The 17852-nt window shown below is 73.2% G+C and carries 17 protein-coding genes; 6 read left to right on the top strand and 11 right to left on the bottom strand.

All coding sequences use genetic code 11. The features are described 5' to 3' along the window. Window positions 1–72 precede the first annotated feature (72 nt). Both AB0M52_RS05060 and AB0M52_RS05055 read right to left on the bottom strand, forming a co-directional pair. The gene (locus tag AB0M52_RS05060) at window positions 73–1191 is read right to left on the bottom strand and encodes a glycosyltransferase (RefSeq protein WP_363949046.1); all 1119 of its coding nucleotides are present in this window, start codon (window positions 1189–1191) and stop codon (window positions 73–75) included. Continuing rightward, window positions 1178–2266: a glycosyltransferase family 2 protein gene (locus AB0M52_RS05055; RefSeq protein ID WP_363949043.1), complete on the bottom strand. Its 1089-nt coding sequence runs from the start codon at window positions 2264–2266 to the stop codon at window positions 1178–1180. The genes AB0M52_RS05060 and AB0M52_RS05055 overlap by 14 nt, the downstream gene beginning before the upstream one ends. A gap of 223 nt (window positions 2267–2489) precedes the next feature. Here AB0M52_RS05055 and AB0M52_RS05050 point away from each other — a divergent pair, with 223 nt between their 5' ends. Beyond that, window positions 2490–3263 (top strand): enoyl-CoA hydratase/isomerase family protein, encoded by a 774-nt coding sequence (locus AB0M52_RS05050; RefSeq protein ID WP_363949080.1) that lies wholly within the window; start codon window positions 2490–2492, stop codon window positions 3261–3263. A 76-nt stretch (window positions 3264–3339) separates the two neighbouring features. On the opposite strand, the gene AB0M52_RS05045 is transcribed toward AB0M52_RS05050, so the two are convergent. The 4 genes from AB0M52_RS05045 to AB0M52_RS05030 form a co-directional block, all read right to left on the bottom strand. Continuing rightward, on the bottom strand, window positions 3340–3783 hold the full coding sequence (locus AB0M52_RS05045) for an HNH endonuclease (protein ID WP_363949040.1): 444 nt from the start codon (window positions 3781–3783) through the stop codon (window positions 3340–3342). Window positions 3784–3882: 99 nt separating this feature from the next. Beyond that, entirely contained in the window at window positions 3883–4011 is a 129-nt protein-coding gene (locus AB0M52_RS05040) for a hypothetical protein (RefSeq protein ID WP_363949037.1), read from the bottom strand. Window positions 4012–4083: 72 nt separating this feature from the next. Then, a complete protein-coding gene (locus AB0M52_RS05035; protein WP_363949034.1) occupies window positions 4084–5610 on the bottom strand; it encodes an FAD-dependent oxidoreductase in 1527 nt (508 codons plus the stop codon). Between the two features lie 124 nt (window positions 5611–5734). Next, the gene (locus AB0M52_RS05030) at window positions 5735–6217 is read right to left on the bottom strand and encodes an MSMEG_6728 family protein (RefSeq protein ID WP_363949031.1); all 483 of its coding nucleotides are present in this window, start codon (window positions 6215–6217) and stop codon (window positions 5735–5737) included. Between the two features lie 103 nt (window positions 6218–6320). Between AB0M52_RS05030 and AB0M52_RS05025 the strand changes: the two genes are divergently transcribed. Then, a complete protein-coding gene (locus AB0M52_RS05025) occupies window positions 6321–8111 on the top strand; it encodes a TrkA family potassium uptake protein (protein WP_363949028.1) in 1791 nt (596 codons plus the stop codon). A 60-nt stretch (window positions 8112–8171) separates the two neighbouring features. Here the strand turns inward: AB0M52_RS05025 and AB0M52_RS05020 are convergent, their stop codons facing one another. Both AB0M52_RS05020 and AB0M52_RS05015 read right to left on the bottom strand, forming a co-directional pair. Next, window positions 8172–9404 (bottom strand): APC family permease, encoded by a 1233-nt coding sequence (locus AB0M52_RS05020; RefSeq protein WP_363949025.1) that lies wholly within the window; start codon window positions 9402–9404, stop codon window positions 8172–8174. Window positions 9405–9413: 9 nt separating this feature from the next. After that, window positions 9414–10181, bottom strand: a complete 768-nt coding sequence (locus AB0M52_RS05015; RefSeq protein WP_363949022.1) for a phosphatase PAP2 family protein — start codon at window positions 10179–10181, stop codon at window positions 9414–9416. A 58-nt stretch (window positions 10182–10239) separates the two neighbouring features. Between AB0M52_RS05015 and AB0M52_RS05010 the strand changes: the two genes are divergently transcribed. Then, window positions 10240–11505 (top strand): DUF4032 domain-containing protein, encoded by a 1266-nt coding sequence (locus tag AB0M52_RS05010; protein ID WP_363949019.1) that lies wholly within the window; start codon window positions 10240–10242, stop codon window positions 11503–11505. 32 nt (window positions 11506–11537) lie between these two features. On the opposite strand, the gene nagA is transcribed toward AB0M52_RS05010, so the two are convergent. Genes nagA through AB0M52_RS04995 form a run of 3 tightly spaced genes read right to left on the bottom strand, consistent with a single transcriptional unit; the run spans window position 11538 to window position 14618 of the window. Next, window positions 11538–12647 carry an N-acetylglucosamine-6-phosphate deacetylase gene (gene nagA / locus AB0M52_RS05005; RefSeq protein WP_363949016.1) on the bottom strand — a complete coding sequence of 370 codons (1110 nt, stop codon included), beginning with the start codon at window positions 12645–12647 and terminating at the stop codon, window positions 11538–11540. Beyond that, window positions 12644–13639, bottom strand: a complete 996-nt coding sequence (locus tag AB0M52_RS05000; RefSeq protein WP_363949013.1) for an ROK family protein — start codon at window positions 13637–13639, stop codon at window positions 12644–12646. Before AB0M52_RS05000 ends, nagA begins: the two co-directional genes overlap by 4 nt. 49 nt (window positions 13640–13688) lie before the next feature. Next, window positions 13689–14618 carry a sugar isomerase gene (locus AB0M52_RS04995; protein ID WP_363949010.1) on the bottom strand — a complete coding sequence of 310 codons (930 nt, stop codon included), beginning with the start codon at window positions 14616–14618 and terminating at the stop codon, window positions 13689–13691. 195 nt (window positions 14619–14813) lie between these two features. On the opposite strand from AB0M52_RS04995, the gene AB0M52_RS04990 reads away from it, so the two are divergent. The 3 genes from AB0M52_RS04990 (at window position 14814) to AB0M52_RS04980 (ending at window position 17769) form a co-directional block, all read left to right on the top strand. Next, a complete protein-coding gene (locus AB0M52_RS04990) occupies window positions 14814–15599 on the top strand; it encodes a DeoR/GlpR family DNA-binding transcription regulator (RefSeq protein WP_363949008.1) in 786 nt (261 codons plus the stop codon). Window positions 15600–15754: 155 nt separating this feature from the next. Next, on the top strand, window positions 15755–16765 hold the full coding sequence (locus AB0M52_RS04985; protein ID WP_363949006.1) for an ATP-binding cassette domain-containing protein: 1011 nt from the start codon (window positions 15755–15757) through the stop codon (window positions 16763–16765). Continuing rightward, a complete protein-coding gene (locus AB0M52_RS04980; protein ID WP_363949004.1) occupies window positions 16762–17769 on the top strand; it encodes an ABC transporter permease subunit in 1008 nt (335 codons plus the stop codon). Before AB0M52_RS04985 ends, AB0M52_RS04980 begins: the two co-directional genes overlap by 4 nt. Window positions 17770–17852: the final 83 nt, after the last annotated feature.

Raw genomic sequence — 17852 nt, 5'->3', positions numbered from 1 at the left:
CTTGCACTTTTCGTCTCAACAAAAGCCGCGAAAAGGGCAACTCGGCGACCGAAAGTGCAAGATCGGCGAGGGTCAGCTCGGGGTCGGAGTGAGGGAGTTGTAGAGGGTTTCCAGGTGGCGGGTTTGTTGGTGGAGGTTGAAGTCGCGTTCCACTCGGCGGCGGGCTTCGTGGCCTAGGTGGTCGCGGAGCGTGGGGGTGGTCAGCAGGCGGCGGAGGTTGGCGGCCAGGGCCGCCGGGTCGGCCTCTGGGCTTAGCAGGCCGTTCGTCTCGTGGGTGACCGCCTCGGGGATGCCGCTGTGGTAGGTCGAGACGACCGGCACGCCGAGGCTGCCGGCCTCCAGGATCGTGGTCGGCAGGCCCTCGGTGTCGCCGTCCGACGCGGTCCGCGACGGTGCCGCGAGGATCCGGGACTCGGCCACGTGCCGCAGCGCCTCGGCCGGCGGCAGCGCGCCGAGGAACGTCGCGTCCACGCGGAGCCGCTCGGCGCGGGCGCGTACCTGTTCGTGCATCGGCCCGGTGCCGATCAGCCCGACCCGGGGGCGCAGGTCCGACAGCAACCCGATCGCCTCGACGAGGTCGTCGACCCCCTTCTTCTCGACGAACCGACCGACGAAGACCACGTCCCAGTTCTTCGGGCCCGCCGGCGGCTCCGTCGGGACGGGCACCCCGGTGTGGTGTACGCGGACCTTCGCCGGGTCCGCGCCCAGCTCCACCGCCCGGTCCCGGATCGGTCCGGAGACGGCGAGGATCAGCGCGGCCCGGTCGAACGCGGTCCGCAGGTTGCGCCGGTGCCGGGCACCGCGCGGCCCGGGGGCGGCCGGCTGCTGGGTGACGTCGAGGCCGTGCAGGGTGATGACCAGTGGAATGCCGAGCTGCGTGGCGGTGCGGCTGACCAGCCAACCGTCCCCGCCGAAGTGGGCGTGCACCACGTCGGGTCGCAACCGGGCCAGCAGCCGGCGCAGCCGGGGCGAGCCGCCGGTCAGCCGCAACCGTAGCCACTCGCGGCGGCCACGAGGCGTGTCCGGGCAGACCACCACGTCGGTGTCCCGGACCAGTGGCGAGGCGACCCGGACCGCACCCAGGTAGACCGGGCGCCAGGTGGGCAGCGCGTCGGCCTGGTTGCGGATGAACGTCTCCGACCCGGGTAGCAGGCAGCTCCGCCAGATCGCGGCGACCCTATCGCCGGACATCGGCCCCGGTTTCCGTCGACCCGGCCCGTAGGTCCGGGCCATCCGGGTCGGCGACCGGCGGTTGGCCCGCGGCCCGTTGGCCGGCCACACCCGGTACCGGTTGCCCGTCCTGGCCGGCGGCCGGTTGTTCGATCTGGGCGGCGGTCCGGCGGCCGAGGATCCGGTCGCGTACCCGGTGCCGCAGCTGCGGGGGGATCAGCCAGATTTGCAGGAACGTCAGGTAGTCGAGGGCGCTCGGCCGGCCGTGCCGGCGGGCCTCGGTGAGCAACAGACGGAAGACCCGGAGGCTGCGGGTCGGCGCCGCCATGGAGCTGATGATGCTCATCGTGATCGCGGCGTACGCCCGAGGGGTGATCAGCGGCCGGATTCCGCGCAGCCACTCCAGCTGTGCCTGCCACGGCGAGCTGAGACTGATCCGCGGCCGGTCCTCGTCCTGATGCCAGAGCACCAGCGGCTCGGCGGCGATGATCAGATCGACGTCCGGGTGACTCGTCGCGCGTACGGTCCAGTCGAGTTCCTGCTGCCGGCGCAGGCCGACGGTGAACGGCACCCGGCGCAGCAACTCGGTCGGCGCCATGATGGTCGAGGTCTGGATGAAGCCGTCGCCGTGGAACAGCCCACGCCGGAGGGTCAGGTACTCGCAGATCGGCTCGCCCGGCTCGGGTAGCCGGCGGGGCATCACGAACTCCGCTCGGGGCGTCTTGTTGATCAGACGACTGGCGACGATCGGGCTCGGCACCGCGGCACCCCGAGCGACTTCCAGCTGGACGGCCAGCTTGTCGGGCAGCCACTCGTCGTCGTCGTCCAGCAGCGCCGTCCAGCGGGCGCGGGCCTCGCGTACGCCCATGTTGCGGGCGTTGGGCGCGCCTGCCTTGGCGGGCAGTTCCACCACCCGCAGCCGGGGGTCGCCGATCTCGGCGAGGGCCTTGCCGGTCTCCTCGTCCGGCCCGTCGACCACGACGATGACCTCGATGTCGGTCACGGTCTGCGCGAGGGCGCTGCGGACCGCCCGGGTCACCAGCGCAGGACGGGCGAGGGTGGGGACGACCACGCTGACCTCGGGTGTGGATGGCATGACCACCTGCTAACTCGCGCCGGACCGACATGTGCGCACAGTGACGCTAGGGACTCCGGGCGGCCCGCCGGTGAATGGCGGGCAGCGGTCAGGCGTACAGCGGCGGTCGCCGGGTGACGGCGGGACCCCCACCCGGTAGGCGTGGCCGTCCGCGCCGCTATGGTCGCCGGACCGGGGCCGACGCCCTGGCGGAAGGCCGGTGCGCCGGCCGGTCAGAGGGGCGGTGGGCGTGGCGGACGCGGAACTGGTCGTCGAGGTGGCGGGCGCGGTGGCCACGGTGGTCATCCGCAACCCGGGCCGGCGCAACGCGATGACGCCGACGATGTGGCGCCAGCTGCCGGTGCTGCTCGATGGCTTGGAGGCCGATCCGGTGGTCCGCGCGCTGGTGCTCACCGGCGCCGACGGCACCTTCTGCGCCGGCGCCGACCTGGGTGACCTCGACGAGCTGCTGGACGCCGGCGACGACAGCATCGCGGTCGCGGCCGAGGAGCGGCTGGCCCGCTTCGCCAAGCCGACCGTGGCCGCCGTTCGGGGCGCCTGTGTCGGCGGCGGCTGTCAACTCGCCGTCGCCTGCGACCTGCGGATCGTCGCCGACGACGCGCGCTTCGGCGTACCGCCGGCCCGGCTCGGCCTGGTCTACCCGGCGCCCACCACCCGCCGGCTGGCCCGGCTGGTCGGCCCGTCGGCGGCCAAGCACCTGCTCTTCACCAGCGAACTGATCGACGCCGACCGGGCGCTGCGGATCGGCCTGGCCGACGAGGTGCTGCCCGGTGCCGACCTGGCCGCCCGGGTCGACGGGCTCACCGGCGCGATCGTGGAACGTTCGCAGCTCAGCGTCGCCGGTGCGAAGGAGATCATCGACGGGCGGGCGGACGACGACCGGGTCGCCTGGTGGCACGGGCAGGTGTGGGCGAGCGGCGAGGCCCGGGAGGGTGTCGCCGCGTACCACGAGCGCCGTGCGCCGCGCTTCGGGTGGACGCCGCCCGCTGGCCGCTGACTCCCGCCGACGGGGCCGGCGGGTGCCGCGCCGGGGTCGTCCCCGACGCGGCCCCCCGTTCCCGCCGGCCGGCCCGTCACCGCTCGGCCAGCGCCGCCCAGCTCGGCACGACCGGTACGCGCCGCAGCGGCATGTCCGCCTCGACCGGCGTACGGTCGCCCTTGCGCTGGTTGCAGGCGTAGCAGGCGGCCGTGGTGTTCTTCCAGGTGTTCCGGCCACCGCGCGAGCGGGGCAGGATGTGGTCGATGGTGCTCGCCGGCCCGTCGCAGTACGCGCAGCACCGGCCGTCCCGGCGCAACACCCCGGCGCGGGACCAGGCCGGGCCGGAGCTGAACCGCCAGCGAGTCACCACGTAACGGACCAGCCGGACGACCCGGGGCATCGGGAAGACCCCGATGACCCGGTCCGGCACGGCCTCGTGGATCTCGGCGACCCGGCGGCAGAGCATCCGGATCGCGTGTTGGACGGTGACCCGGTGCAGCGGGCCGAGGTCGGCGTTGACAACGAGGACGGCGTCCACCGGGATCTCCCCTCCATGGCGGTGACGGACGTACGGGCCGGACAGCGACGAGCCGCCCGACCCCGGGCGGGTGGGCGGCTCGGCGAGTGCGGGTACGCGTCAGTCGGGCCGGCCACCTCGGGGGCGTTCGGTGCGGCAACCGCCGCTGAGCAGCCACGACGGCACGGCGGTGACGTACGACATCGACATGGCGTGCTCCCGGAACGGCGGTTGACCTTGCGTGATCACGGTAGGTCCGGCCCCGGGGCAGCGGCAACGCATTTCGATGCGGCTCAGCGCCGGGCGGCGGCTGTGGGCGGCTCAGCGTCGGGCGAGCAGGCCGTGGGGGCGGACCGAGCGGACCGGTTCGGCCGCGCCGCCCTCCGCCCGCAGGATGTGGTTCGCCGCGATGATGCCGGTGGCCGCCGCCCGCTCCATCAGCGCGCTCGGGAAATCGGTGCGGATGCCGTCGCCGGCCAGATAGAGCCCGTCGGCGTCGGTGCGTACCCCGGGCCGCCGGGCGTGGCTGCCCGGGGCGAAGGCCGGTGCCCTCGCCTCCACCCGGGCCCGCAGCTCCCGTACCCGCAGCCGGGCCGCCTCCGGCCAGAGCCCGGTCAGCTCGGCGAGCATCCGTGCGGCCAGCTCTTCGGCGGGCACGTCCGGCTCGCAGGCGTACGCGTGCAGCTCGATCACCGATCCGCCGGTGCGTTCCGCCCAGCGCCGTGACTCGTGCTCCAGCCGGTGGTACAGGGTCACCGAGTCCAGGGTGGACTGTCGGGACACCCCGCTGAAGATCGCCCGCCCAGCCTCGACGTCCCCGTCGCACCAGTAGCGCGCGACCGCGTACGGCGGGCCGGGCCGACCGTACGCGGGCAGCGCCGCCACCAGTTCCGGGGCGGCCTCGGTCAGCGCTGGGGAGGCAGCGACCAGCGCGCCCAGGGCCGGCGGGTCGACGGCGAGCACGACGTGCCCGGCCCGGTACGCCGCCTCGGTGGTCGCCACCCGCCACCCGGTGGGTTCCCGGTGCAGCGCGGTCGCCGCGACGCCGGTGACCACCCGGCCGCCGTGGCGCTCCACGTGCCGGGCCAGTGGTCGCCAGATGGCCGTGGCGTAGTCCTCGTCGGGGCAGTCGAAGGCCAGTCCTTCCGGGTTTCCCAGCAGGTAGAAGTGGAACTGGGCGATCATCTCGGCGGCCGACATCTCCGCCTCGTGGTTGAAGAACGAGTGGGAGAAGACCTCGAAGAGCATCGCCCGGGCCCGGTCCGGCAGCCGTAACGAGGTGAGTAGTTCGTCGGCGGTGGCGTGGTCGAATTCGGCGTAGGTGCGCGCCGGGTGGTAGGCCAGCAGCGGCAGGGCGGCGTCCCGGTCCATCCAGCGCAGGTCACGAAGGCGCAGGCTGGGGCTGCGGGCCAGCAGGGTGAGCAGGTTCGCCGGCGGGGCGGGTGGCAACCGCCCGAACTCCTCGGTCGGCCATTCGGCGCTCAGCACCGGATAGCCGGGGACCGGCCGGAGGAAGGTCAGCGCCGGGTCAACCCGGCGCAGGATGTTGCGCCAGTTGTAGTACTGCCGGAAGAAGGCGTGGAAGCCGTGCTCGTTGACCTGCCGGCTGCCGTCGGCGAGGGTCTCCGGCCAGGCACCGAGCCGCCCGCCCAGGGTCGGCGCGGCCTCCAGAACGGTCACCTCGACGCCGCGCTCGGCGAGGACCACCGCCGCGGACATGCCGGCGATCCCACCGCCCACGACCACCGCCGCGACCGGCTGCGGGATCCGGGAACCACCACCGCCGCCCGGGTCCACCTCGTGCGCGCGTACGCCGAGAAGCCGACCGACCACCTGCGACAGCGCCACACCGCACCTCCTCGGGCGACGCTCCTCAGTCTGCCCGACGTGGAAGGAAGGGCCCCTTCTTAACAGGCTGGTGTTAACAAGGGGCCCGGGTACCTCACGAGGCGTTAATAGGGGGCCCTTCCTTTCACCGGAGGCAGCGGCGGGGGCGGTCGGAGGGCGGCCAGACGTACTCCAGGTCGTTCGGGACGTCGTCGCCGAAGATCGGGCGGTAGTGGGCGGGGTCCTTGCGCAGCAGCGACGATCGGTGGCTCAGGTGCAGATCCGTCCGGCCGAGCCAGGGCGGCAGCTCCCCGGCTACGGCCAGTTCCTGCTGGGACCGGACCTGGTCGATGCCGCAGGCGGCGGCGAGGTCGGCGGTCAGCGTCGCCGCGCAGGTGTCGGCCCGGCCCGCCGCGCACCAGACCGCGCAGACATCCAGCCCGTACCGGGTCAGGGCCTCCTCGTACCCGGCCCACATCTTCACCGCCGGGTGGTTGCGCCAGCCGTACGTGGGCCGGGTCAGCCCGCGTAGCACCTGGATCGCCTCCACCCGCTGCTTGCCCAGCCGTCTCGGGTCCAGCGCCCGGGCGCTGGCCAGGAAGTCCGGGTACGGCAGGAACGTCTGCATGCCGCTGCCCTACCCGTCACCGGCCGGGACATGCCGGCCAGCGGAGTGTCCATGATCGTCACGGGGCTGCGCGGAGTGCGACCGCCTTACTACGATTCGGGCCATGGCGGAGCCGTTGCTCGATCGGGCCCGACGGGCCAGCCGCCGGTTGCGGGTCAACGGGGAGCCTCGGGCGCACTACGTGATTTGCGGTCAGGACCCCCTCGCCTACTGGGTGGTGCGGGCGATGCTCGCCAGCGAGACGCAGGCTGGCCGGCTGCGGATCACCCTCATCGTGCCCGAACGCCGGCGTTCGCCGGGGCCGGACGGCCGTGATCTGCCCGGCATCGAGGTCATCCGCGCCGACCGGCTGGACGAGGTCACCTTCCGTCGGGCGGGGCTGGCCGGCGCGGCAGGGCTGGCCCTGCTGCACCAGGACGACGTGGGCAACATGCACGCCGCGCTCTGCGCGCAGGAGGTCGAACCCCGGTTGCGCCTGGTGGTGCGGATGTTCAACACCGGTCTGGCCAACGGCGTACGGCAGATCTTCCCCGACTCGTCCGTGCTCTCGGACGCCTCGATGGCTGCTCCGGCCTTCGTGGCCGCCGCGCTCGGTGAGGTCGCGCCCACGTACTTCCGGCACGGCGGACGCACCCTCTACGTGGCCCGCCGGGGCGACGTACGCCCGGGCGAGATCGTCTGCGGGGTGGCCGACACCCGCGATCCCCAGCAGGAACAGGTACTCCCGACCGACGACCGGCGAGCCGACGTGGTCCTCGCCGAGGCGCTCGGCCGGCCAGCCGGCACCGAGCTGGCCGCGCGCCGGCTGGTCCGGGCGCGGCGGCGGCGCCGGCCGGTGGCGATGGTGCTCCGGGCGATCCGTGGCTTCGCCACTCGCAAAATCGGGATCGCGGTGCTCGTGTTGCTCGCCGTGGTCGGGGCACTGGGCGGGCTGTACGCCAACGCGGCGGACGTCTCCTGGGCCGACGCGCTCTACTTGACGCTGGTCACCACCCTCACCGGCCAGGATCCGGACATCGACAAGTCGGCCGCCGAGCAGGTCATGCAGGTGGTGCTCAACCTCGCCGGGCTGGCGTTGATCCCGCTGATCACGGCGGTGGTCGTGGACGGCGTGGTCCGGGCCCGGCTGGCCGTGCACACCGGGCGGATCCTGCCCGAGCGCGCCGGGCACGTCGTGGTGGTGGGGCTGGGCAACATCGGCACCCGGGTGATGGCCCAGCTCAACGACCTGGGCGTCGAGGTGGTGGCGATCGACAAGAGCGGAGACGCCCGCGGCGCGGGGCTGGCCCGGCGATTGGGCGTACCGGTGGTGGTCGGGGACGCGGCGCAGGAGGAGACGCTGCGGGCCGCCTCGGTGGCCAACTGCCAGGCGCTGGTGGTGGTCTCCACCGACGACGGGGCGAACCTACGGGCGGCGCTGAACGGCCGGACCATCAACGACCAGCTCCGCGTGGTGCTGCGGCTCTTCGACGGCGACTTCGCCGAGCGGGTGCAGCGGGCCTTCGGCATCGGCACCTCGCGCAGCGTCTCCTACCTGGCCGCCCCGTCGTTCGCCGCCGCGCTGCTGGACCGGGCGGTGATCGCCACCATCCCGGTCGGCCGGCACGCCCTGCTGGTCACCGAGGTTTCGGTGGCGGCCGGCTCGGAACTGGACGGCCTTTCGCTCGGCACCATCGGGCGGCCCGGCAGCGTACGCCTGCTCGCGCACGCCCGGGCCGGGCAACGCCTCGACTGGTCGCCGGACCCGCGCATGGTGATCGTCGCGGGTGACCGGCTGACCGTGCTGGCCCGGCGCGCGGGCCTGAACGCCCTGCTCCGCGCGGCCGGTCCACCCGAGCCAGAGACCCCGACACCATCCGGGACACCGCCTCTCCCGAGAGAGGCCGACGAGTGAGGCTCAACCCTCGATGATCGACGGCGCCCGGTGCCGTGAGGGCGCGGGGGCCGTGGTGGGTCAGTGACGGGCTGGGCGCAGTGCGTACCAGGCGGCGCCGAGAGCGAGCACGCCGAAGCCGGCGAGCACATTCGACAGCGGCAGGTTGACCGCGAGCACCAGGCAGCCGACCAGCCCCGCCACGGCGAGCGCCTGCACCGGCAGTTTCCGCGACGGTTCCCGACCGAGGGTCAGCGCCGCCGCGTTGGTGATCGCGTAGTAGACCAGCACGGTGACGCTGGAGAAGCCGATCGCGCTGCGGACGTCGCCGAGGGCCACCACGAGGATCACCACGGCGGCCACCGCCAGTTCGGCCCGATGCGGTACCCGGTGCACGGGGTGCACGGCGGCCAGCGCGGCGGGCAGGTCATGGCGGCGGGCCATTGCCAGAGTGGTGCGGCCGACCCCGGCCACCAGGGACAGCAGCACCCCGGTCACCGCGACGGTCGCCCCGGCGCGGACCACCCAGGCCAGGCCGGGCAGCCCGGCGGCGGTCACCACGTCGGCCAGCGGGGCGGCCGACCCGGCGAGCCGGGCCGGCCCGAGTACGCCGAGTGCGATCACGGCCAGCACCAGGTAGATGACCAGCACCAGGCCGAGCGCCAGCGGCACCGCCCGGGGGATGGTCCGTTCCGGCTCACGGACCTCCTCGCCGAGGGTGGCGATCCGGGCGTACCCGGCGAAGGCAAAGAAGAGCAGGCCGGCCGCGGTGAGCACGCCCCGGGCGGAACCACCGGGCTGATCAATGCGGCCGACCGACACGCCGGTCGCGCCAGCCACCGCGACCAGGGCCAGCACCGCCAGCACGACCAGCACCAGGACCCGGGTGGCGGTCGCGGTTTTGCCGATCCCGCGCAGGTTCACCCCGGTCACCGCGATGACGGCGGCGACCGCGACGAGCCGGGCCTGCCCCGGCCAGAGGTACGCGCCGATGGTCAGCGCCATCGCCGCGCAGCTGGCCGTCTTGCCGACCACGAACCCCCAGCCGGCGAGGAAACCGGCGAACGGGCCGAGCCGCTCCCGGCCGTAGACGTAGGTGCCGCCGGACTCGGGGTAACGGGTCGCCAGCCGGGCCGAGCTGGTCGCGTTGCAGAACGCGATGAAGCCGGCCAGGGCCACTGCCACCAGCAGGCCGGTCCCGCCGGCCGCCGCGACGGCGGGGGCGAAGACCACGAAGACGCCTGCGCCGAGCATCGAACCCAGACCGATGATCACGGCATCCGGCACGCCCAACCGGCGTACGAGTTGATTCACGGCGGCACTCTAGGTGGGCTGGGTGAACGGCCGGTCCCATGGCCGTAGCCGGCTGGGTAGCGGCAGGCCGTCCCAGGGCACCCGGTGCAGTATCCGGTCCAGCAGCAGCCCCAGCAGCAGCCCGGCCACCGAGTCGGTCAGCCAGTGCCAGCCCAGGTACGTGGTGGTGCACAGCACCACGGCGGGCGGCACGATCCGGACCGTGAGCACCAGCCGACGCGGCATGGTGCGGCCGAGGCTGGCCAGCAGTGGGGCGAGCAGCAGCGCGAGGACGCCGTACCAGACGATGGCGTTGGCCACATGCCCGGACGGGTAGGACTGGGCGAACCTCACCGGCAGGTCGTCCTGGAAGAGCGGGAGGGTCTGTTCCGGCGGCAGGAACGGCTCCTTGACGCTGGCGCTCGGTGCCGGCCGGGCCGTCCACACCTTCAGCGGGCCGATGGTCAGGTAGGTGAGCACGAAGGCGGTCACCGGGACGAGCAGTGGGCGCACGGAGCGCAGCCGGATCGCCAGCAGCACCCCCAGGCCGGCCGCGATCAGCGTCAGCGGGGTGCCCTGACCGAGGTAGTTGAGCACGGCCGCGACCCACCAGGCGGCGGTGGGGCGGTGCGCATCGGCCCAGTCGGCCACCCCGCGGTCGATCCCGAAGAACCAGCCGGCGGCGAGCGCGGCGGTCAGCCCGACGAGGGCGGCCAGCAGCAGGGCGTCGAACCACCAGCCGGCCGGGCGGACCGGCTGGGGCCGCAGGTTCCGGCGTACCGTCGTGGTCTCCCGCACCCCGATCACGCTACCGGCCCCGCGCGGTGGCCGGGCTCGCGCGGTGCGGGGCGACTGTGTGCCCAGCCACGCGGGGAAGCGTTCCGGCGGGGCAGGCGTCAGACTTGACGCCGTGCGGATCACCTCGGCCCTCGTCGACCCGGCGCTGCTCGACCTGCCCTGGTCGACCCCGTTGGAGCAGTGGCCGGCCGAACACCTGGTCGCGCTGCCGCAGGGTATCTCCCGGCACGTGGTGCGGTTCGTGCGCCTCGGCGGGTACGTCTACGCGGTCAAGGAGACCGGTGAGCGGGTGGCCGAGCGGGAGTACGACCTGCTACGCGCCCTGGAACGGATCGACTTCCCGTCGGTGCAGGCCGTGGCGATCGTCGCCGACCGGGAGTCCGACGCGGGGGAGCCGCTGGATCCGGTGCTGATCACCCGTCACCTGCAGTTCTCCCTGCCGTACCGGGCGCTCTTCTCGCACACGTTGCGGCCGGAGACGATGGGCCGGCTGCTCGATGCGCTCGCCGCGCTGCTGGTCCGGATGCACCTGACCGGCTTCTTCTGGGGCGACTGCTCGCTGTCGAACACGCTGTTCCGGCGGGACGCGGGTGCCTTCGCCGCGTACCTGGTCGACGCCGAGACCGGGGCGTTGCGCAGCGTGCTCTCCAACGGCCAACGTGGCGAGGATCTGGAGATCGCCCGGGTCAACATCTTCGGCGAGGCGCTGGATCTCCAGGCCGCCGGCCTGCTGCACGACTCGATCGACCCCGAGGTGGTCTGCGAGGAGGTCGTGCAGCGCTACGAGCGGCTCTGGCACGAGATCACCTACGAGCAGCAGGTCGAGCGGGAGGCCCGGCACGACATCGAGGGGCGCATCCGCCGGCTCAACGAGATGGGTTTCGACGTCGCCGAGGTGGCCATGTCGACCATCGACAACGGTCGGTATCTGATTCGGCCCAAGGTGGTCGACGCCGGCTACCACACCCGCCGGCTGCTCCGGCTCACCGGCTTGGACGCCGAGGAGAACCAGGCCCGCCGGCTACTCAACGACCTCGACGCGTACCGGGCGGAGAGCGACCTGACCGACGAGCAGCAGGCCGCCCACCGCTGGTTGACCGAGGTGTTCGAGCCGGTGGTCCGGGCGGTACCCGCGCACCTGCGGCGCAAGCTGGAGCCGCAGGAGCTGTTCGCACAGATCATCGAGCACAAGTGGCTGCTCTCCGAGCGCGCCGGCCGGGACGTCGGGATGCGGCACGCGGTGCAGTCGTACCTGGCCGACGTGCTGGTGCACCGCCCGGACGAGCAGGCCGTACTCGGTGTGGAGATCCCGACGGCCGGCTGACCGGCGCTACCCGGGCCGCCGCAGCCGCCGCGTCACTCCAGCCAGGAGCCGGCGCGCATCACCCGGACGATCTCAAGGTCGTCGTCGAGTACCACCAGGTCGGCACGCAGGCCGGCCTGGAGGGCGCCGACCTGGTCGCCGAGGCCGACGGCCAGGGCCGGGGTGGTGGCCACCATGCGTACCGCGTCGGGCATCGGGATGCCGGCGGCCACCGCGTTTCGCAGGGCCGCGTCCATGGTGAGGGTGCTGCCGGCGATCGCGCCGTCGCGGGCGAGCCGGGCCACCCCGTCGGCGACGGTCACCGCCTGGCCGCCCAGCTCGTAGTCGCCGTCCGGCATGCCGGCGGCGGCCATCGCGTCGGTGATCAGCGCGCATCGCTCCGGACCGGCATTCGAGGCGGCGAAGGTGAGTGTCCCGTCGTGCAGGTGCACCCCGTCGGCAACCAGCTCGCAGACCACGTTCGGCGCGGTCAGCAACGCCACCACCGGCCCCGGCTCCCGGTGGTGCACCGGGCGCATCCCGTTGAACAGGTGGGTGCCGACGCTCGCGCCCGCCGACACGGCCGCGACGGTCTGCTCGTACGTCGCGTCGGTGTGCCCGACCGCGGCCACCACGCCGTGCCCGGTGAGCAGCCCGATGGCCTCCAGCGCGCCCGCGCGTTCGGGAGCGATGGTGACCATCCGTACCGTTCCGTCGCCGAGCTTGATCAGCTCGGCCAGCTCGTCGGTGGACGGGTCGCGGAGGAACTCCGGGTTCTGCGCGCCGCACCGGGCGGCGGACAGGTACGGCCCCTCGAAGTGGATGCCCGCCAGCACGCCCTCGCGGACCAGCGGCGCGAAGGCCGTGGTGGCCGAGCGCATCAGCTCGAAGGGCGCGCTGACCAGGCTGGCCAGCAGGCTGGTGGTGCCGTGCCGCAGGTGGAACGCGGCGGCGGCGCGCGCCTGGCCGGCGTCGCCGGTGGTGAAGGTGTGCCCGCCCCCGCCGTGGGTGTGGATGTCCACGAAGCCGGGCACGATCCAGTGCCCGTCGCGCACCGACGGGTACTCGGCGACCGCGCTGATGGTGTCGCCTCTGACCTCGATGCAGCCCTGCCGGATCACCCCGCTCGGGGTCACCACCTTGCCGTTCACCCGTACGGTCATCGTGTCTCCAGCTGGTCGAGGGCGAGCAGGGCGGCACCGAGGCAGCCCGCCTCGTCGCCGAGGGCGGCCGGGACCAGTCGCGGCTCCCGGTGGAAGGTGAGCCGGTCCCGCAGGGCCGCACGCAGCGGGTCGAACAGTCCGGCGCCGGCCTGGGCGAGGCCGCCGCCCAGGACGATCGTCTCCACGTCGAACAGGGCCTGGCCGGTGGCGAGACCGTCGGCCAGCGCCTCGACGGCCTCCCGCCAGACCCGGGTGGCGAGTTCCTCGCCGGCCGCCGCCCGAGCGGCCACCTCGGCGGCGGTCACCATCGTCCGCTCCGTGCCGGGCAGGTCGGCGGACCGGCCGTCCGGCGTCGCGGCGGCGAGGTCCGCTGATTCGGGGTCGGCGGCGAGTTCGGCGTAGCGGCGCGCGACGGCCGAGGCGGAGGCGATCGTCTCCAGACAGCCCGGACGCCCGCAGCCGCAGACCGGCCCGGCGGGGCGGACCAGGATATGGCCGAGTTCGCCGGCCGCGCCGTGCGCGCCGGTGGCGGCCGATCCGGCGACCACGTGCGCGGCGGCGATGCCGGTGCCGATCGCCACGAAGAGGACGTGCCCGGCGTCCCGGCCGGCGCCGATCCGCGCCTCGGCGAGGCCGCCGGCGCGCACGTCGTGGCCGAGCGCCGTGGGCAGGCCGAGCCGCGCGGACGCCAGGTCGCGCAGCGGTACGTCCCGGAAGCCGACGTTCGCCGACCAGACCGCGACGCCGCGTGCCTCGTCGACGACACCCGGCACCACGATGCCGAGCGCGGTCGGGGTGAGTCCGTCCGCACGCGCCTTGCCGGCCAGCCCGTCGGCCACCGCCAGGATCGTGCCGATCACCGCGTCGGCGCCGCGACCGGCGTCGGTGGGGTGCCGTTCGGCGTGCACCACGACACCATCGGGTCGGATCAGGGCGCACTTCATCCCGGTGCCGCCCACGTCCAACGCGACGACGACATCGCCGTCGATCACGCCACCACCTCTGCGCTCGGCGCCGGCCCGAGCGTGCTCCGTGCTGGGCTCACGCGAGCACCACGGACCGGCTCAGGTGCCGGGGCGCGTCGGGGTCGAGCCCGCGACTGGTGGCCAGGGCGACCGCGAAGCGCTGGGCCAGGATCAGGTCGGCCATCGGGTCGACCGGGGTACGCCCGGCGGCCCAGCGGCCCAGCACCGTACGGCAGCCGTGGGTGCGGCTGTGCACGAACGCCGCGCCGGTGGCGGCGACGTCCTCGGGCAGCCCCTCGGGCAACTCCCCGAAGGCCCAGACCAGCCGGCCCGGGGCGGCCACCGAGATGGGGCCGTGCCGGTAGTCCATCGCCGGGTACGCCTCGGCCCAGAAGGTGGCCGCCTCGCGGCACTTCAGCGCCGCCTCCTGGGCCAGCCCGACCGTCCAGCCCCGGCCGAGGAAGGTGACCTGCTCGATCAGGCTCGGGTCGATCGGCAGCGGGGCACGGACGGCGACCTCCGCGTCGGCCACCAGCGCGGTGATGTTGTCGCCGAGTTGGGCGCGGAGCAGGGCCAGCGCGGTGGTGGCGAAGCGGGTCTGCACCACCGAGCGTTCGTCGGCGAACGGCATGGTGACGGCGGCGTCCGCGATGTCCACCGCTGGGGAGCCGGGGTCGCCGACCAGCACCGTGGTCGGGATCCGTCCGCGTAGCGCGGCGAGCAGGTCCAGCACCTCGGTCGTGGTGCCGGAGCGGGTGATCGCCAGCACGCGGTCGTAGTGCCGGCCGGCGGGGAACTCGCTGGCCTGGAAGGCGTCCGTCTCACCCTGGCCGGCGGCCTCGCGACGGGCCGCGTACGCCGTGGCCATGAACCACGACGTGCCGCAGCCGACGACGGCGACCCGCTCACCGGGGCGGGGAAGACGGTCGAGCACCGTGGGGGCGAGGTCCGCCGCCTGGCGCCAGCAGTCCGGCTGGCTCGCGATCTCCGCGTGGACGTAGGCCATGAGAACTCCTCGCAGGGCGGGCCGCTGCGCAATACGGCTCGTTTGTGCCGTCTTTCGCGCGTCATTCTGCGTGAAACCTGGTGGAAATAGCAACCGCAGGGGCGATTGAGCAGGGTGAGCTTTTGCCTCATCCTAGTTTCGAACACTAGTGTGCACGCAACCAATCACCGATCGTGCAGACACGGAGGCTTCGGGGTGGACCGCTACGCCAGATGGAACGCCCTGCTCGAAATGCTGACCGACTCCGGCCGGGTCAGCGTCGAGGAGGCCGCCGAGCGGCTGGCCGTCTCCCAGGCCACCATCCGCCGGGACTTCGACCAGCTCGCCCAGCAGCAGATGATCACGCGTACCCGGGGTGGCGCGGTCGCCAACGGGGTCTCGTACGACCTGCCGCTGCGTTACAAGACGGCCAAGCACTCAGCCGAGAAGCAGCGCATCGGTACCGCCGCGGCGGCACTGGTCTCGCCGGGCACGGTGGTCGGCCTCAACGGCGGCACCACCAGCACCGAGGTGGCCCGGGCGCTGGCCGTCCGCCCCGATCTCAACACCAGCGCCGAGGGCGCCCAGCTGACCGTGGTCACCAACGCCCTGAACATCGCCAACGAGCTGCTGGTCCGCTCCCGGATGAAGGTCGTGGTGGCCGGCGGGGTGGTGCGACCGAAGTCGTTCGAGCTGGTCGGTCCGTTGGGCGGGGCGCTGTTGCGCGAGGTCACCCTGGACGTGGCGCTGCTCGGAGTGGACGCGATCGACCCGCAGCTCGGTGCCGCCGCTCACCACGAGGGCGAGGCGGCGATGAACAACCTGATGGTGGCCCGGGCCAAGCGGGTGGTGATCATCGCTGACTCGTCCAAACTGGGCGGTCACGCCTTCGCCCGGATCTGCCCCGTCGACCGGGTCGAGACCCTGGTCACCGACTCGGGCGCCGCGCCCGAGGTGGTGGACGCCTTCCGCGCCGCCGGCGTCCACGTCATCTCCGCCTGAGGTGCAAGGAAGGGCCCCCTTTTAACGCCTCCGGTATAGGACGGGCCCCCTCTTAACAACTGGACCGGCGTGGCGCTGCATACCGGGTATTGCCTCCTTGTGTATACCGCGTATGGTGTCCGTCGTCACCCACACACCATCGGGGGAGGTGCAGCTTGCCAGCTGTCCTGGAGATCGAAGGTCTACGAAAGACATACCGGAGTCGACGACGCGGCACCCGCAATGCCCTGGACGGCTTCGACATGCGGGTCGAGGCGGGGCAGGTGCACGGCTTCCTCGGCCCCAACGGCTCGGGAAAGACCACCACGCTGCGTACGCTGCTCGGCCTCATCCGGCCGGACGGCGGCCGGATGACGATCCTCGGGCACCAGGTGCCCGAGGCGTTGCCGCAGGTCGCCGGGCAGGTCGGCGCGATCGTGGAGAGCCCGCAGTTCTTCCCGCACTTCACCGCGCGGGACACCCTGTCCCTGCTGGCGAGCGCCGGCGAGGTGCCCGCGCAGCGGGTCGACGAGGTGCTGGAGCTGGTCGGGCTGCGCGACCGGGCCGGCGAGCGGGTCAAGACGTACTCGCTCGGCATGAAGCAGCGACTCGCCGTCGCCTCGGCCCTGCTGAAGAACCCGCGGCTGCTGATCCTCGACGAGCCGGCCAACGGCCTCGACCCGGGCGGCATCCGGGAGATGCGCACGCTGATGCGTAGCCTCGCCGAATCGGGCATGACCGTGGTGCTGTCCAGCCACATCCTCGGCGAGATCCAGCTGATCTGCGACTCGGTCACCATCATCTCGCTGGGCCGGCGGGTCGCCTTCGGCCCGGTCGACGAGGTGCTGGCGCAGCACTCCTCCGGTGCGGTACGGGTCCGGCTGGAGGCGGTCGCCGACCTGCCGGCCGCCGCCGCCGCGCTGACCCGGGCCGGGGTGCGGGTGACCGCGAACCAGGACCACCTGATGCTCGCCGGGGTGGACAAGCCGGCCACGGTCACCCGGCTGCTGGCCGAGCAGGGCCTCTACATCAGCGAACTCGCTCCGGTCGCGGTCGACCTGGAGAGCGTCTTCCTCGAACTGACCGCCACCGCGCCCGTACCCGGTCAGCACCGGCAGGTCGACCAGTCCGTACGAATCGATGGGGCGGAGCCGTCCGCGCCCACCGGGGGAGGTTGGGGCGCGTGAGTCTCTTCCGTACCGAACTGCGCCGGCTGGCCAAGCGGCGCTTCGCCCGCTGGATGACGGCGGCGGGCCTGCTGGTGCTCGCCCTCGTGGTGGCTGGCATGTTCATCAGCAACGAGAAGATCGGCCCCGAGCAGTGGGCAGCGGCCGAGCGGGCCGCCGACCGGCAGCACCAGGAGCAGGTCCGGTGGGCCGAGCAAGAGCGCGCCGCCTGCGAACAGGCGAAGGCGGCGGGCACCGAGTTCTACACGGACGACTGCACGCAGATCAGCCCGCCGCCCCGCGATGCGTTCGAGGCACGGTGGTACCTGCCCTCGACCTTCGAGTTTCGGGAGAGCTTCGGCGAGATGCTCATCCCGCTGGCCGGGATCCTGGCCCTGATCGGCTTCGTGGTCGGTGCCTCCTTCATCGGCGCCGAGTGGAACACCGGCGGGATGATGAACCTGCTGCTCTGGCGTCCGAAACGGCTGACCGTCCTGTTGACCAAGCTGGGGGCGCTGCTCACCGGGCTGCTCGCCCTGGCCCTGCCCGCCACCGTGGCCTGGTTCGGCAGCCTCTGGCTGGTCGCCACCTGGCGCGGAACCACCGAGGGGATGACCTCCGGGGCCTGGCAGTCGTTCCTGCTCACCGGGCTGCGGGGCATCGTGCTGGTGCTGGTCGCGGCGACGGTGGGCTTCGCCCTGGCCTCACTCGGCCGGCACACCGCGATGGCGCTCGGTGGCGCGATCGGGGTGCTGGTGGTCGGCCAGGTCGGGCTCGGCATCCTGCTGCAGATGGCCCAGGTTCGCTTCACCGAGGCGTGGCTGCTGCCCACGTACGCGTATGCCTGGATGACCAAGACCGTCACCCTCCAGGACTGGCGGGCGTGCAACGCCACGTACACCGGTGAGTGCCGGCCGGCCACCCTGGACATCACCTGGCAACACTCATCAGTGCTGTTCACGGTCGGTGTGGTGGTCTTCCTCGGCGCGGCGATATGGGCGATGCGCCGGCGGGACATCACCTGAGGCGGTCGTGGGGGCGGGCGGGGGGGGGTGGGGGCCCCCCCCCCCCCGCCCCGCCCCCCCCCGGCCCGGGGGCGCGACGGAGA

Source organism: Micromonospora sp. NPDC051296 (assembly GCF_040682255.1).
Taxonomy (GTDB): Bacteria; Actinomycetota; Actinomycetes; order Mycobacteriales; family Micromonosporaceae; genus Micromonospora; species Micromonospora craterilacus.
This window is presented reverse-complemented; position numbering and strand designations above follow the sequence as displayed.